Annotated in this window: 13 protein-coding genes; 11 read left to right on the top strand and 2 right to left on the bottom strand. The window is 57.0% G+C overall.

Annotation, left to right across the window (positions count from 1 at the left end):
* The first annotated feature begins 27 nt into the window (after window positions 1-27).
* From PG1C_RS13130 to dbpA, 4 genes are all read left to right on the top strand, one after another.
* Window positions 28-492 carry a Dps family protein gene (locus tag PG1C_RS13130; RefSeq protein ID WP_202635184.1) on the top strand — a complete coding sequence of 155 codons (465 nt, stop codon included), beginning with the start codon at window positions 28-30 and terminating at the stop codon, window positions 490-492.
* Between the two features lie 108 nt (window positions 493-600).
* Window positions 601-1,437: a fumarylacetoacetate hydrolase family protein gene (locus tag PG1C_RS13135; protein WP_202635185.1), complete on the top strand. Its 837-nt coding sequence runs from the start codon at window positions 601-603 to the stop codon at window positions 1,435-1,437.
* A 14-nt stretch (window positions 1,438-1,451) separates the two neighbouring features.
* A complete protein-coding gene (locus PG1C_RS13140; protein WP_202635186.1) occupies window positions 1,452-1,988 on the top strand; it encodes a YaeQ family protein in 537 nt (178 codons plus the stop codon).
* Window positions 1,989-2,034: 46 nt separating this feature from the next.
* The gene (dbpA, locus tag PG1C_RS13145; RefSeq protein WP_202635187.1) at window positions 2,035-3,480 is read left to right on the top strand and encodes an ATP-dependent RNA helicase DbpA; all 1,446 of its coding nucleotides are present in this window, start codon (window positions 2,035-2,037) and stop codon (window positions 3,478-3,480) included.
* Window positions 3,481-3,571: 91 nt separating this feature from the next.
* Here the strand turns inward: dbpA and leuA are convergent, their stop codons facing one another.
* On the bottom strand, window positions 3,572-5,257 hold the full coding sequence (gene leuA / locus PG1C_RS13150; RefSeq protein WP_202635188.1) for a 2-isopropylmalate synthase: 1,686 nt from the start codon (window positions 5,255-5,257) through the stop codon (window positions 3,572-3,574).
* 315 nt (window positions 5,258-5,572) lie between these two features.
* Between leuA and PG1C_RS13155 the strand changes: the two genes are divergently transcribed.
* The 4 genes from PG1C_RS13155 to PG1C_RS13165 all read left to right on the top strand — a co-directional run bounded on the left by PG1C_RS13155 (window position 5,573) and on the right by PG1C_RS13165 (window position 8,138).
* Window positions 5,573-6,034, top strand: coding sequence for an Lrp/AsnC family transcriptional regulator (locus tag PG1C_RS13155; RefSeq protein WP_202635189.1), 462 nt, complete (start codon window positions 5,573-5,575; stop codon window positions 6,032-6,034).
* Window positions 6,035-6,118: 84 nt separating this feature from the next.
* On the top strand, window positions 6,119-6,295 hold the full coding sequence (locus PG1C_RS15135) for a peptide chain release factor-like protein (RefSeq protein ID WP_479687754.1): 177 nt from the start codon (window positions 6,119-6,121) through the stop codon (window positions 6,293-6,295).
* On the top strand, window positions 6,292-6,537 hold the full coding sequence (locus tag PG1C_RS15140) for a hypothetical protein (protein ID WP_479687748.1): 246 nt from the start codon (window positions 6,292-6,294) through the stop codon (window positions 6,535-6,537). Before PG1C_RS15135 ends, PG1C_RS15140 begins: the two co-directional genes overlap by 4 nt.
* A gap of 257 nt (window positions 6,538-6,794) precedes the next feature.
* Complete coding sequence (locus PG1C_RS13165; RefSeq protein WP_202635190.1) at window positions 6,795-8,138, top strand: DEAD/DEAH box helicase; 1,344 nt, start codon at window positions 6,795-6,797, stop codon at window positions 8,136-8,138.
* Between the two features lie 160 nt (window positions 8,139-8,298).
* On the opposite strand, the gene PG1C_RS13170 is transcribed toward PG1C_RS13165, so the two are convergent.
* Window positions 8,299-8,973 carry a GntR family transcriptional regulator gene (locus PG1C_RS13170; protein WP_202635191.1) on the bottom strand — a complete coding sequence of 225 codons (675 nt, stop codon included), beginning with the start codon at window positions 8,971-8,973 and terminating at the stop codon, window positions 8,299-8,301.
* Window positions 8,974-9,093: 120 nt separating this feature from the next.
* Between PG1C_RS13170 and scpA the strand changes: the two genes are divergently transcribed.
* From scpA to PG1C_RS13185, 3 genes are read left to right on the top strand one after another with little or no spacing between them, the layout of a single operon-like run.
* Window positions 9,094-11,280: a methylmalonyl-CoA mutase gene (gene scpA / locus PG1C_RS13175; RefSeq protein ID WP_202635192.1), complete on the top strand. Its 2,187-nt coding sequence runs from the start codon at window positions 9,094-9,096 to the stop codon at window positions 11,278-11,280.
* Between the two features lie 6 nt (window positions 11,281-11,286).
* Entirely contained in the window at window positions 11,287-12,270 is a 984-nt protein-coding gene (gene meaB, locus PG1C_RS13180; RefSeq protein ID WP_202635193.1) for a methylmalonyl Co-A mutase-associated GTPase MeaB, read from the top strand.
* Between the two features lie 25 nt (window positions 12,271-12,295).
* The gene (locus tag PG1C_RS13185; protein ID WP_202635194.1) at window positions 12,296-13,828 is read left to right on the top strand and encodes an acyl-CoA carboxylase subunit beta; all 1,533 of its coding nucleotides are present in this window, start codon (window positions 12,296-12,298) and stop codon (window positions 13,826-13,828) included.
* The last annotated feature ends 137 nt before the right edge of the window (window positions 13,829-13,965 follow it).

The following is a 13,965-nucleotide window of genomic DNA, read 5'->3' on the forward strand; positions in this document are numbered from 1 at the left end:
CTTCGCCATCACCTTTAGGAGACCATCATGGATATTGGAATCAACAAGAAAGACCGCGAAAAAATCAGCGCCGGACTCTCACACTTGCTGGCCGATAGCTACACGCTCTACCTGATGACGCACAACTTCCACTGGAACGTCACCGGACCGATGTTCAACACACTGCATCTGATGTTCATGACGCAATACACCGAGCAGTGGACCGCACTCGATCTCATCGCCGAACGCATCCGCGCTCTGGGCTTCCCTGCACCCGGAACTTACAAGGAATTTGTGCGCCTTGCATCCATCAAGGAGGTTGATGGTCAGCCCAAAGCGCTTGAAATGGTGCGCCATCTCGTCGATGCGCAGGAAGCCGTTGCCCGCACCGCGCGCGGCTTGTTGCCGCTAATGGATAAAGCCAACGATCAGCCCTCGATTGACCTCATTACCCAGCGCCTTGATGTGCATGAGAAGACGGCGTGGATGCTGCGTAGCCTGCTGGAAGAATGAACCTCATCGTAAATTAAGGCCACTGCAACAGTTACCAAGGGCGTGTGATTACCAATAACCGCTAAACTGCTCTCCTTTCATCAAGCATCAATACAAAGGAGAGCGTTCGTGAAACTATTCAGGTTTGGCGCCTTGGGTGAAGAAAAGCCTGGTGCCGTCGATGCACAAGGCCATCTACGCGATTTATCGCTGCTGATTGCAGATTTCACCCCCGACCGGCTGGCACCAGAAAAACTCGCTGCACTCGCGGCCATTGATCTTGCCAAAATGCCACTCGTACCAACAGGCGCGCGCTTAGGCACACCTGTTGCCGGAATACGCCAATTCATCGCGATTGGCCTCAATTACAGGAAGCATGCGGAAGAATCCGGCATGGCCATTCCCACCGAGCCCGTGGTTTTTAATAAAGCCATCACCTCGTTAGCCGGGCCAAATGATGACTTTGCCTTACCGGAAGGCTCCGTTGCAGGCGACTGGGAAGTTGAGCTGGGCATCATCATGGGCCGCAGCGCACAGCGCATTAGCGAGCAAGAGGCCTTGGCGCATGTCGCGGGCTATTGCCTGGCAAACGATGTATCCGAACGCGACTGGCAAGCCAAGCGTAATGGGCAATGGGTAAAGGGGAAAAGTTTTGACGGCTTTGGCCCCATTGGCCCATGGCTTGTCACTACCGATGAAATTCCCGACCCGCAAACCATTCCGTTAGAACTTTCCATCAACGGCCAGCGCATGCAGCATAGTTCCACAGCGGACATGATCTTCCCTGTCGCGCGCATTGTGTCTTATCTCAGCCAGTTCATGACGCTCTTGCCCGGCGATGTGATTATCACCGGCACGCCCGAAGGGGTGGGCTTGGGCATGAAGCCGCCGCAACATCTGAAGCGTGGCGATGTCATTACGCTCTCGGGCGGCATTTTGGGCGCGCAACAGCAGCGCGTGCTCTAACTTCTCTTACTTTTATGGCGCTTAAATCCACCATTTTCAAACTTGATCTGCAAATCGCCGACCTTGATCGCAACTACTATGGCAACCACACGCTAACCATTGCGCGGCATCCATCCGAGACGGATGAGCGCATGATGATGCGGGTTATCGCATTCATTTTGCATGCGAATGAGGCGCTGGTTTTTGGCAAAGGCTTATCGGCAGAGGACGAGCCGGATTTATTGCGCAAGGATTTAACCGGCAGCATCACGCAATGGATTGACGTTGGCCTGCCGGATGAAAAACGCATCCGTCGCGCTTGCGGCCGCGCGCAGCATGTCGCGGTCATCGCTTACGGTAGCCGCGCAACGGAGATTTGGTGGCAACAAAATCGTGCAGCGTTTGAGCGCCAGGAAAAACTCACCATTTATCAAATCAGCCCGGAAGACGCGGCTGCATTGACTGCTTTAACTTCACGCAATATGCAACTGCAATGCACGTTGCAAGAAGGCGAACTGTGGCTCATCATGGGTGAGCACAATCTGCGCGTCGCGCCCATCACGCTGAGCTAAGCAATCCAAAAAAATTGAGTTTGCACATTCACCGCACCAAAATCCAATGACCACCTCCAGCCAAACCAATAATCAAACCGGTAATTCTGCTGCACCATCTGCATCTACAGGGAAAGATTTCAGCCAGCTGCCGCTTTCTCCTGCCATGCTGGTGAATCTGCAACAGCTAGGCTACGCACAGATGACACCGATTCAGGCGGCCAGCCTGCCGCTCTCACTCGCCGGGCATGACCTCATTGCGCAGGCAAAAACCGGCAGTGGCAAGACGGCGGCTTTTGGTTTGCCTTTGCTCACCAAACTCAACCCGCGCAACTTTGCCGTGCAGGCTTTGGTGCTTTGCCCCACACGCGAATTGGCCGATCAGGTCACGCAAGAAATTCGCCGTTTGGCGCGTGGTGAAAACAACATCAAGGTGCTCACCCTGTGCGGTGGCAACACCCTACGGCCACAAATATCCAGCCTGGAACATGGTGCACACGTCGTCGTGGGCACACCGGGTCGCATCATGGATCACTTGCAACGTGGCAGTATGGATCTAACAATGCTCAACACGCTGGTGCTGGATGAAGCGGATCGCATGCTGGATATGGGATTCTTTGACGATATCGCCTTCGTCGCCAAAGCCTGCCCCAAAGAGAGGCAGACCTTGTTATTCTCCGCCACTTATCCTGAAAGCATTGCCGGGTTGAGCCGACAATTTTTGCGCCAGCCGCAACAGGTCACGCTCACCGAACAGCACGAAGCCAGCAAAATTCGCCAGCGTTTTTATGAAGTGGAAAACGAAGACAAATTCGCCGCCGTCGCGTTGTTGCTCAACCACTATCGCCCGGTGAGCACATTGGCATTTTGCAACACGCGCGAGCAATGCCGTGCGTTGTTGCAAGTGCTGCGCGACGAAGGCTTCGTTGCACTCGCCTTGCATGGCGAGCTGGAGCAACGCGAACGCGATCAAGTGCTGGTGCAATTTGCCAACCGCAGCTGCTCGGTTTTGGTGGCCACCGATGTCGCCGCACGCGGGCTGGATATCGCACAACTGGAAGCCGTGATCAATGTGGATGTCACGCCGGACCCTGAAGTGCATATCCATCGCATTGGCCGCACCGGTCGTGTCGACCAGGCCGGATGGGCGTTCAGCCTGGTGAGCGGCAACCAGATGGGGCGTGTGGCCGAGATTGAGAAAATGCAAGGCGTTGAATTCGAATGGCACACGTTGAGCGAATTGCATCCTGCATCCGGCGCGGCAAAAACACCTCTGCTGCCGCCTATGGTCACCTTGCTGATCCTCGGCGGCCGCAAAGAAAAAATCCGCCCGGGTGACATACTCGGCGCGCTAACGGGTGAAGCCGGATTCAGCAAAGAGCAAATTGGCAAAATCAATATCACGGAAACCTCTGCCTATGTCGCCGTTGAGCGCGGCATTGCGCGCGAGGCACACCGCAAGCTGTCAACTGGCTCAATCAAGGGCAAGCGAGTGAAAGTGCATTTGCTGTAGGCGTTTGCCATACGCCATCTGGCGTTATCGCCGTACCACCAGCGCCGACTTTTTACGACAGCTGTCTGCCATGACAGCCGTCCGTACACAATTACGCTGCTTGTTGTTCGCGCTCCGCAGTATCCATCAAGCCCAGCCGGTTCACCCCGCTGACCAGCGCCTTGAGCGAGGCGGTGACGATGTTGGTATCCAGGCCGACACCGAAACGTTCGCCGCTGCCAGCGCCGGCCACCTCGATGAATGCGCACGCACGCGCCTCGCTATCACCGCCGACCGAACGTTCCTCAAAACTGCGCACCTGGATGTTGATGCCAATGCTGCGTAAAGCATTCACCGCAGCGTCGATGGGGCCATTGCCTTCCCCGCTGATCACTTGGCGCTGGCCATGGAAACTAATCGTCAGGCGCACGCCTTGCGCGCTGCCCTGCTCGAAAAGATGGTGTTCAATCAAATGCACGGGCGCTTCGGCGTCAAGATAGGTCGCCGCGAACAACCGCCAGACATCGGCAGCACTGACTTCACCGCCATGCATTTCGGTATGTCGTTGAATGACACCGGCAAACTCGATTTGCAAGCGCCGTGGCATGACGATGCCATAATGTGTTTCCAGCAGATATGCCACGCCACCCTTGCCTGACTGGCTGTTAACACGGATCACCGAATCATAGCTGCGGCCAAGATCAGCTGGATCCACCGGCAGATAAGGCACATTCCAGAGGGCATCTTTGGCCTGCGCGGCAAAGCCTTTCTTGATCGCGTCCTGATGCGAACCGGAAAAAGCGGTGAAGACCAGGTCGCCTACATAGGGATGGCGCGGATGAATGGGCAAGCGCGTACATTCTTCGGCCACACGCGCCACCGCGTTGATGTCGGAAAAATCCAGTCCCGATGCCACGCCCTGGGTATAAAGATTGAGTGCGAGCGTGACAAGATCGACGTTACCCGTGCGCTCGCCATTGCCGAAAAGACAGCCTTCGACACGTTCAGCGCCGGCCATCAAGGCCAATTCCGCCGACGCCACGGCGGTACCTCGGTCATTATGCGGGTGCACGCTCAAGATCACGCTATCGCGCCGCGCCAAGTGGCAATGCATCCATTCGATCTGGTCGGCATACACATTCGGTGTGGCCACTTCAACGGTCGTCGGTAAATTGAGAATCATCTTGCGCTGCGGTGTCGCACCCCATGCGGCAGTGACGGCATCGCACACTTCAAGCGCAAAATCGAGCTCGGTTGCAGCAAAAGTCTCCGGGCTGTATTCGAGCACCCATTCGGTCTCGGGTGCGGCAGCGACAAGTTCGCATACCTGGCTCACAGCGCTCACGGCCAAGGCAATGACTTCGGCCTTGTCCATGCCAAATACCGTGTCGCGGAAAACCGGTGATGTAGCGTTATAGACATGCACAATGGCACGCCGTGCACCACGCACTGCTTCGATCGTGCGCGCAATCAATTCAGGCCGTGCCTGGGTCAACACGCCGATGGTGACGCCCTCGGGGATCATGTCTTGCTCGATCAACTGGCGCACGAAATCAAATTCTGGCTGCGAGGCGGCAGGGAAAGCTATCTCGATTTCCTTAAAGCCGATCGCGCAAAGCGTGCGGAAAAAACGCAGCTTGCGTTCGGCATCCATCGGTTCAAACAAGGCTTGATTGCCGTCACGCAGGTCGGCGCTCATCCAGATTGGCGCACGATCGATTGTCCGGTTGGGCCAGCGGCGATCTGTCAGCGCAATGGGTGCAAAGGGACGATATTTGGTAGCGGGATGAGCAAGCATGATGGACTCCTTTCAAGACGGCGTGACGAAATTGATCATTCGATCTACCTGGCAGCAATCACAGTCCTGTTGTCCTCAACCTTTGTGAGGTTGGCGACGTCGCTCTTTCCTCGTGGGCGAGCGGCATGCCGAAGCGCTTTGTGGGAGTCCGGTAGTGACTGCAACTGCTGTCATGTAGAGAAGGCAGTGTATTCCAGAAGCCGAGGAGAATGATTGCTAAGCTTACCCATAAAAGACATCATATTGATATAATATTGCTAGAAAATATTAAATATTGATATTATTTATTCTAATTGCCACATCCTTAAGCAATCAATGGAACTAGATCGATACGACCGCCATATTCTGACCCTGCTGCAAACCCAGGGGCGCTTGACCAATCAGGATCTGGCCGATCAGATCGGCCTCTCACCTTCGCCTTGCCTGCGGCGCGTGCGCGCGCTGGAAGAAGCCGGGCTGATCACGGGCTACCATGCTCAGGTAGATGCCCGCAAACTCGGCCTCTCGCTGATGGCGCTGGTGCATATTTCAATGGATCGGCATACGCCGGAGCGCTTTACCAACTTTGAGACGGCCATAAGTGAACTGCCCGAAGTGGTGGAATGCCTGCTCATCACCGGGCAGGATGCCGACTACCAGCTCAAAGCCGTAGTGCGTGACATGGATGCCTACCAGGATTTGCTGCTTAACCGCATCACACGCATTGAAGGCGTGACCGGTGTGCATACCAGCTTCGTCCTGCGACAGGTTATCGCCAACCGCAGCCTGGCAGCGTGACAGGCGAACAGCCCGTGCGCCTTTATGTTCTCTGTCTGACGGATTCGCCGTCTCGCCAGCGCCGACTTTTTGATGCCAAGTGAAATGATTCACGCTGCCACGCCATTCCTGCTGCGTGATGACGAGGTTGAATTCACCGCTATTCGCGCCCAGGGCGCAGGAGGGCAGAACATCAACAAGGTCTCGAACGCGGTTCATCTGCGTTTCGATATTCGGGCGTCCTCCTGCCCGAGGAGATCAAGACACGCCTGCTGCAAGTGAGCGACCAGCGTATCAGCGCCGATGGCATCGTGGTCATCAAGGCGCAGCAATATTGCAGTCTCGAACGCAATAGCTTCGCTGCCCTGACGCGGCGGCGCGACCTGATTGCCAAGGCTGCCTTCATCCCGCGCCAGCGCCGCGCGACAAAGCCATCCCGCAATTCACAGAAACGCCGTCTCGACAGCAAGATTCTGCATGGAAAAGTCAAAGCTCAGCGCGGCCGTGTCAGCAACTTGGGGTAGCTTTATGCCACTCTCCAGCAGCACTGCTGACGCTCGAAGTTGGCTCTTTCCGCCGATCTATGGTACATTGCGCCCCGCTTCACCCTCTAAACGGCTGCGATTCAGTCCCCTAGCCGTGCCTGATGAAAACCGCTTCATGCCCGCTTTATGTCTTTGGGGCGAAGCGCTTCTCCGGTTTCAACCCCATCGAAGTTTCCGTCCGGACTGAGTTGCACTGAACACCACAGCGCGGCCGGTCGGCTTCAGAGGTAAATATCATGCAGTTCTCCGAACTTGGGCTCTCGCCCGAGCTCCTGCGCGCCATTGGCGAACAGGGCTACACCACACCGACACCGATTCAAACACAAGCCATCCCGTTCATTCTGGCCGGACGCGATCTGGAAGCGATGGCACAAACCGGCACCGGCAAAACAGCCGCCTTTGTGCTGCCGTTATTGCAGCGCCTGACTTATGCACCGCAAACGGCTAACACCCCCTTGCAGCGCGTCACGCACACAGCCCCGCGTGCGCTGGTGCTCGTTCCCACCCGTGAGTTGGCAGCACAGGTTGAAGAAAGCGTGCGTGCCTATGGCAAACATACCGGCATTCGCAGCCTGGCCGTTTTTGGCGGCGTCAGCATCAACCCGCAGATTCAAACCATGCGTCGCGGGGTGGATGTTCTGGTCGCCACGCCAGGACGGTTGCTGGATCACATCAGCCAGCGCACTGTTGATTTATCCAAAGTAACTACGCTCATTCTCGACGAAGCCGACCGTATGTTCGATATGGGCTTTATCCGCGATATTCGCAAAATCATCGAGCGTCTGCCACGCGAACGGCAAAACCTGATGTTTTCCGCCACCTTCGCTCCTGAAGTGCGCGAGCTGGCCCATACCGTGCTCAAAAACCCGGCACTGGTTGAAGTAGCTCGCCGCAATGCGCCCGCTGAGCTGGTAGCGCAATCAGTGATTCGTGTCGACCAGAATCAAAAGCGCGACGTGCTGCTGCACCTTTTTGAAGCGCACGGCTGGCATCAAGTGTTAGTGTTCTGCCGCACCAAACACGGTGCCGATGCGCTGGCGAAAAAGCTCGATCAATCGGGCATTCGCTCCGCCGCTTTGCATGGCAACAAATCGCAAAATGCACGCACCCGCGCGCTGGCTGACTTCAAATCAGGCAAGCTCGCGGCATTAGTAGCCACCGATATTGCCGCTCGCGGCATCGACATCGATTCATTGCCGCGTGTGGTGAATTTCGAGTTGCCGCATGTTGCTGAAGACTACATTCACCGCATCGGTCGTACAGGACGTGCGGGCGCGAACGGAACCGCATTATCTTTGGTCAGCATTGATGAGCGCATTCAGTTGCGCGACATTGAGCGGCTCCTGAAGCGCGAGCTGGAAACCTCCATCCTGCCGGGTTTTGAGCCGCAACAAACCCATCCTTCGCGCACAACCACGGATCGCCCTTCCGCACGTAAGCCATCGTCGGCCGCAAAGCGTCCGGGTCGATCCGCTACCAACCGCGGCTCTGGTGAACGTAACAGCGCGCCGCGTCCGGCGCGTTCCAGCCAGCGTGATGCCAAGTCGGCTAATCATCACAGCGGGCAGCGCCATCACTGACGCTAACGAGCCGTTACTGGTAGAAATAAATAACGCCCTTGACTGGGCGTTATTTATTTGGGCTTGCGTGGTGGCTCTTTGCCAATCAGAGGAAATAAACTTAACGACACGCAACTGCTCGCAACCGCACACAACGGTCCCGCCAGTTATTCAACGCGACTTATTCCACCGAGCCGCCCGACAATAGGTGGCTGTGCATACGCTGACCCGCGAGGGCGGCATCCCGTGCCAGGAGCGCCTCAAGAATGGCGCGATGTTCCTGCAACGATTGCTGAAGCCGTCCTGCAGGGCGCAACGAATCGCGTCGGGCAAGCTTGGCCACCTGCCGCGTATCGTTAATCAATTGCGCAAGATAGCGGTTACCCGCGATTTCTTGCAAGGCGATATGAAAGCGCTGGTTGGTTTCAAAAAAATGATCCACGTCATTCGCTGCCGCATGGGTTTCCAGTTCTTCATGAATTGCAGTCAAGCGCGAAAAGTCGGCGCTGGTGGCACGGCGCGCGGCGTCTTCAGCGACGCGACTTTCAAGTAACGCCATCACCGGGAAAACCTCGCTGCGTTCTTGTTCTGACAATTCCGTGACATAACAACCCCGGCGCGGCTTCAAGGTCACCAAGCCTTCTGAGGCCAATACTTTGAGCGCTTCGCGCATGGGCGTGCGGCTGATGCCATACTCGGCAGCGAGCACTTGCTCATCGATCCAACTGCCTGGCAAAAGCTCGTGCGCAAAAATTCTGGCGCGCAAACGCTCTGCTACCTGCGCATAAAGTGCTGGGGCATTGAGTGTGTTCGCGTCAGAATGAAGCACGCTTTGGGCTTGTTTTCTTGCTATCATAATTATGAATGCAGTATCATATTAGACAGTCAGAAAGTCAACTGCGCCAGCACTGCATCGGCATCGCCTGGTCATCGCACAGTTTTTTTGAAAGACAATGCAGCAGAGAGGTCACTACCCATGAGCACCCATTCCAATCATTCCAACGGTTCTAATCCCGTGCCGACACCTTCACTGGAAACCTGGGTCAAAGCCGCTGCCAAATCGGCACCCGGCGGTGATGTCTCGCAACTGAATTGGGAAACGCCGGAAGGCATTACCGTCAAACCGCTTTACACACAGGCAGATACGGCGACATTGCCTTTTGCCAACACCTTGCCCGGTTTTGCGCCCTATGTGCGCGGCCCGCAGGCGACGATGTATGCCGTACGGCCATGGACCATCCGCCAATATGCAGGGTTTTCCACGGCGGAAGAATCCAACGCGTTTTATCGCAAGGCGCTGGCCGCCGGTGGTCAAGGGGTCTCGGTGGCTTTCGATCTGGCCACCCATCGCGGTTATGACTCCGACCATCCGCGCGTTACCGGCGATGTCGGCAAGGCCGGCGTGGCAATCGATTCGGTCGAGGACATGAAAATCCTGTTCGACGGCATCCCGCTCGACAAGGTTTCCGTTTCGATGACCATGAACGGCGCCGTGCTGCCGATCCTCGCCGGCTACGTGGTGGCGGCCGAAGAACAGGGCGTGCCGCAGGACAAGCTTTCCGGCACGATCCAGAACGACATCCTCAAAGAGTTCATGGTGCGCAATACCTACATCTACCCGCCGGAACCGTCGATGCGCATCATCGCCGACATCATCGGCTACACCGCGCAGCACATGCCGAAGTTCAACTCGATTTCGATTTCCGGCTATCACATGCAGGAAGCCGGGGCGACGCAGGCACTCGAATTGGCCTTCACGCTAGCCGACGGCCGCGAGTATGTGAAAACGGCGATTGCCAGCGGCATGGATGTGGATGAGTTCGCCGGACGGCTGTCGTTCTTCTTTGCCATCGGCATGAACTTCTATCTCGAAGTGGCCAAGCTACGCGCCGCGCGCCTGTTGTGGTGGCGCATCATGGACGAGTTCAAGCCGAAGAATCCGAAATCCTCGATGCTGCGCACCCATTGCCAGACTTCCGGCTGGTCGCTGACCGAGCAGGACCCGTACAACAACATCGTGCGCACCACGGTTGAGGCGATGGCTGCCGTGTTCGGCGGCACCCAGTCGCTGCACACCAACTCGCTCGACGAAGCCATCGCCCTGCCGACCGAGTTTTCATCGCGCATCGCGCGCAACACCCAGCTCATCATCCAGGAAGAGACCCACATCACCAACGTCATCGACCCGTGGGCCGGCAGCTACATGATGGAGAAGCTGACCCAGGACCTCGCCGACAAGGCCTGGAGCATCATCGAGGAAGTCGACACGATGGGCGGCATGACGCAGGCAGTGCAAAGCGGCTGGGCCAAGCTGCAGATCGAAAAATGCGCGGCGGAAAAGCAGGCGCGCATCGATTCCGGCAAGGACGTGATCGTCGGCGTCAACAAATACAAGCTCAAGGAAGAGGCGCCGATCGACATCCTCGACGTCGACAACCATGCCGTGCGCGACGGTCAGATTACCCGCTTGAAGCACATCCGCGCCACGCGCGACACGGCCGCCGTCAAAGCGGCGCTGGCGGCGCTGACCGAGGCGGCAAAGAGCGGTCAGGGCAATACGCTCGACCTGGCCATCAAGGCCACGCGCCTGCGCGCTACCGTGGGCGAAATTTCGGATGCGTTAGAAGAAGTCTGGGGGCGTCATCGCGCCACCAACCAAACCGTCTCCGGCGTTTATAGTGCAGCTTATGGAACAGGCGAGGGGGACAGCACGATGAATGACATTCGCACCGAAATTGAAAGCTTTGCCGCCAGGGCTGGCCGTCGGCCGCGCATCATGATCGTCAAGCTCGGTCAGGACGGTCACGATCGCGGTGCGAAAGTGGTCGCCACCGCCTTTGCCGACCTCGGCTTCGACGTCGATGTCGGCCCGCTGTTCCAGACTCCGATCGAGGCCGCGCGCCAGGCGATTGAAAATGACGTTCATGCCATCGGCGTGTCCACGCTTGCCGCCGGCCATAAAACGCTGGTGCCGGCGCTGATCCAGGCGCTCAAAGCACAGGGGGCGGACGACATTGTGGTATTTGTCGGCGGCGTGATTCCAGCGCAAGACTATGCTGAGCTTTACCAGGTCGGTGCTGCGGGAATTTTCGGCCCGGGCACGCCGATTCCCGACTCCGCACGCGAAGTTTTGCGTGCGATTGCTGCTGCGCACAAGGCTTGATTCAAGGTGCCAGCTTCACCCGCCATTGACTACAGCGCGCTCGCTGGCGAGCTGCGCAGTGGCAACCGTCGTGCGCTGGCCAAAGCGATCACGCTGGCAGAATCCACTCTGGATGCGCATCAAACCCAGGCACAAGCGCTGCTCACCGAGCTGCTGCCACACACCGGGCGTTCTATCCGCATTGGTATTTCCGGCGTGCCGGGTGTTGGTAAATCAACCTTTATCGAAGCACTCGGGCTTTTTCTGATTGCACGTGGCCACCGGCTGGCCGTGTTGGCGGTGGATCCTTCGTCGTCGCTTTCCGGCGGCTCGATACTGGGCGACAAGACCCGCATGGAATTACTGTGCCGTGAAGAGGCAGCGTTCATCCGGCCCTCGCCAGCATCCGGCAGCCTGGGCGGCGTGGCGGAAAAAACCCGCGAGGCCATGCTGCTGTGCGAAGCGGCTGGCTTTGACACCATCATTGTCGAAACGGTTGGCGTGGGTCAGTCGGAAATTGCCGTCGCCGGGATGACCGATGTTTTCGTGCTGCTGCAATTGCCCAATGCCGGTGACGACTTGCAGGCGATTAAAAAAGGCATCGTTGAGCTCGCCGATTTGGTCGTCTTTAATAAAGTGGATATTGACCCCATGGCAGCACAAGCCGCAGCGAGCCAAATGCGTTCGGCGCTGACCATGCTGCGCCCGGCCTCCCCCCATTGGCAGCCACCCGTGCTGATGTTATCGGCGACAAAAAAAGAAGGGATTGCTGAATTCTGGCAAACCATCGAACAATTTCGCATCACGATGACTGCTGCCGGTGACATGGAAGCGCGCCGCAAACGTCAGGCAAATGACTGGATGTGGCAGCAGATTGACGCAACGCTGCGCCACCGATTTCGCTCGCATCCCGCTGTCATGGCCGCTTTGCCAGAAGTAACGCGGAACGTAACCTCTGGCATCTTGCCGCCAGCACTCGCTGCGCGGCAACTGCTGGCTCTTTTTAAATAAAACGATTTTTTGGGAGGCAATTCGTGTGAATGACATTATTAATCAACTCGATACCAAACGCGCCAGGGCTGCACTGGGCGGTGGCCAGAAGCGCATTGATGCGCAACATGCCAAAGGCAAACTGACCGCGCGCGAGCGCATCGAACTGTTGCTCGACGAGGGCACGTTCGAAGAATGGGACATGTTCAAAGAACATCGCTGTGTTGATTTCGGCATGGCGGACGAGCATGTTCCGGGCGATGGCGTGGTCATTGGTTATGGCACGATTAACGGCCGCATGGTGTTTGTTTTCTCGCAGGATTTCACTGTTTTCGGCGGCGCGCTTTCCGAAGCCCATGCCGAAAAAATCTGCAAGGTGATGGATAAAGCCATTCAAGTGGGCGCGCCGATCATTGGCATCAACGACTCTGGCGGCGCACGTATTCAAGAAGGTGTGGCCGCGCTGGGTGGTTACGCCGAAGTATTCCAGCGCAATGTCATGGCGTCCGGCGTGATTCCGCAGATCTCGATGATCATGGGGCCCTGCGCCGGTGGCGCGGTGTATAGCCCGGCCATGACAGATTTTATTTTCATGGTCAAGGATTCGTCCTACATGTTTGTCACCGGCCCTGAAGTCGTGAAAACCGTGACCCACGAAGAAGTGACGGCAGAAGAACTCGGTGGTGCAGTAACGCACACCACGCGTTCGGGCGTGGCTGACCGGGCGTTTGAAAATGACGTGGATGCCCTGCAAATGATGCGGCGCTTCTTCAACTACATGCCGCTCAACAATAAAGCCAACCCGCCCGCCAGACCAACGGACGACCCGGCCGACCGGCTGGATTATTCGCTGGATACGCTGGTACCCGACAGCGCCAACAAGCCTTACGACATCAAGGAGCTGATTCTGAAGATGGTCGATGATGCGGATTTTTTCGAGCTACAGCCGGATCACGCGAAAAACATCATCGTCGGCTTTGCCCGCATGGAAGGTGATGCGGTGGGCATTGTGGCCAATCAGCCGATGGTGCTGGCGGGTTGCCTGGACATCAAATCGTCGATCAAGGCAGCGCGGTTTGTGCGCTTTTGCGATGCGTTCAACATCCCGGTCATCACGCTGGTCGATGTCCCCGGTTTCATGCCGGGCACGGCGCAGGAATATGGCGGCATCATCAAGCATGGCGCCAAGCTGCTGTATGCCTATGCCGAATGCACCGTGCCGAAAGTCACGCTGATTACGCGCAAGGCTTACGGCGGTGCATATGACGTGATGGCCTCAAAACACTTGCGGGGCGACGTGAATTTTGCCTGGCCTTCCGCTGAAATTGCGGTGATGGGCCCCAAGGGTGCAGTGGAAATCATTTTCCGCGACGAGAAAAATGATCCGGTCAAAGTGGCCGCGCGCGAAGCGGAATACAAGGCCAAGTTTGCCAATCCCTTCGTGGCCGGCGCGCGCGGGTTTATTGATGATGTGATCATGCCGCACGAAACCCGCAAGCGCATCTGCCGCAGCCTGGCGATGCTGAAAAACAAGAAAATCGAAAACCCGTGGCGCAAGCACGGCAACATTCCACTCTAAGCGCGGGCAAGGAAAAATCATGTTCAAGAAAATACTTATTGCGAATCGTGGAGACCAGCCGCGTAGCGGCGCAGCAACGAAGCTAAATTGCCTTGCACGCGTAGCGTGCCCAGGCTATTTCTCCCCGGAGGTGAAGC

Origin of the sequence: Rugosibacter aromaticivorans, from assembly GCF_000934545.1 — a bacterium.
GTDB lineage: Bacteria > Pseudomonadota > Gammaproteobacteria > Burkholderiales > Rhodocyclaceae > Rugosibacter > Rugosibacter aromaticivorans.

Bases quoted from the DNA above. Each gene is read 5' to 3' on its own strand.
- PG1C_RS13170 (WP_202635191.1), bottom strand. From the start codon at position 8,973: ATGATAGCAAGAAAACAAGCCCAAAGCGTGCTTCATTCTGACGCGAAC.
- PG1C_RS13140 (WP_202635186.1), top strand. From the start codon at position 1,452: ATGGCGCTTAAATCCACCATTTTCAAACTTGATCTGCAAATCGCCGAC.
- scpA (WP_202635192.1), top strand. From the start codon at position 9,094: ATGAGCACCCATTCCAATCATTCCAACGGTTCTAATCCCGTGCCGACA.
- dbpA (WP_202635187.1), top strand. From the start codon at position 2,035: ATGACCACCTCCAGCCAAACCAATAATCAAACCGGTAATTCTGCTGCA.
- leuA (WP_202635188.1), bottom strand. From the start codon at position 5,257: ATGCTTGCTCATCCCGCTACCAAATATCGTCCCTTTGCACCCATTGCG.
- PG1C_RS15135 (WP_479687754.1), top strand. From the start codon at position 6,119: ATGATTCACGCTGCCACGCCATTCCTGCTGCGTGATGACGAGGTTGAA.
- PG1C_RS13155 (WP_202635189.1), top strand. From the start codon at position 5,573: ATGGAACTAGATCGATACGACCGCCATATTCTGACCCTGCTGCAAACC.
- PG1C_RS13165 (WP_202635190.1), top strand. From the start codon at position 6,795: ATGCAGTTCTCCGAACTTGGGCTCTCGCCCGAGCTCCTGCGCGCCATT.
- PG1C_RS13130 (WP_202635184.1), top strand. From the start codon at position 28: ATGGATATTGGAATCAACAAGAAAGACCGCGAAAAAATCAGCGCCGGA.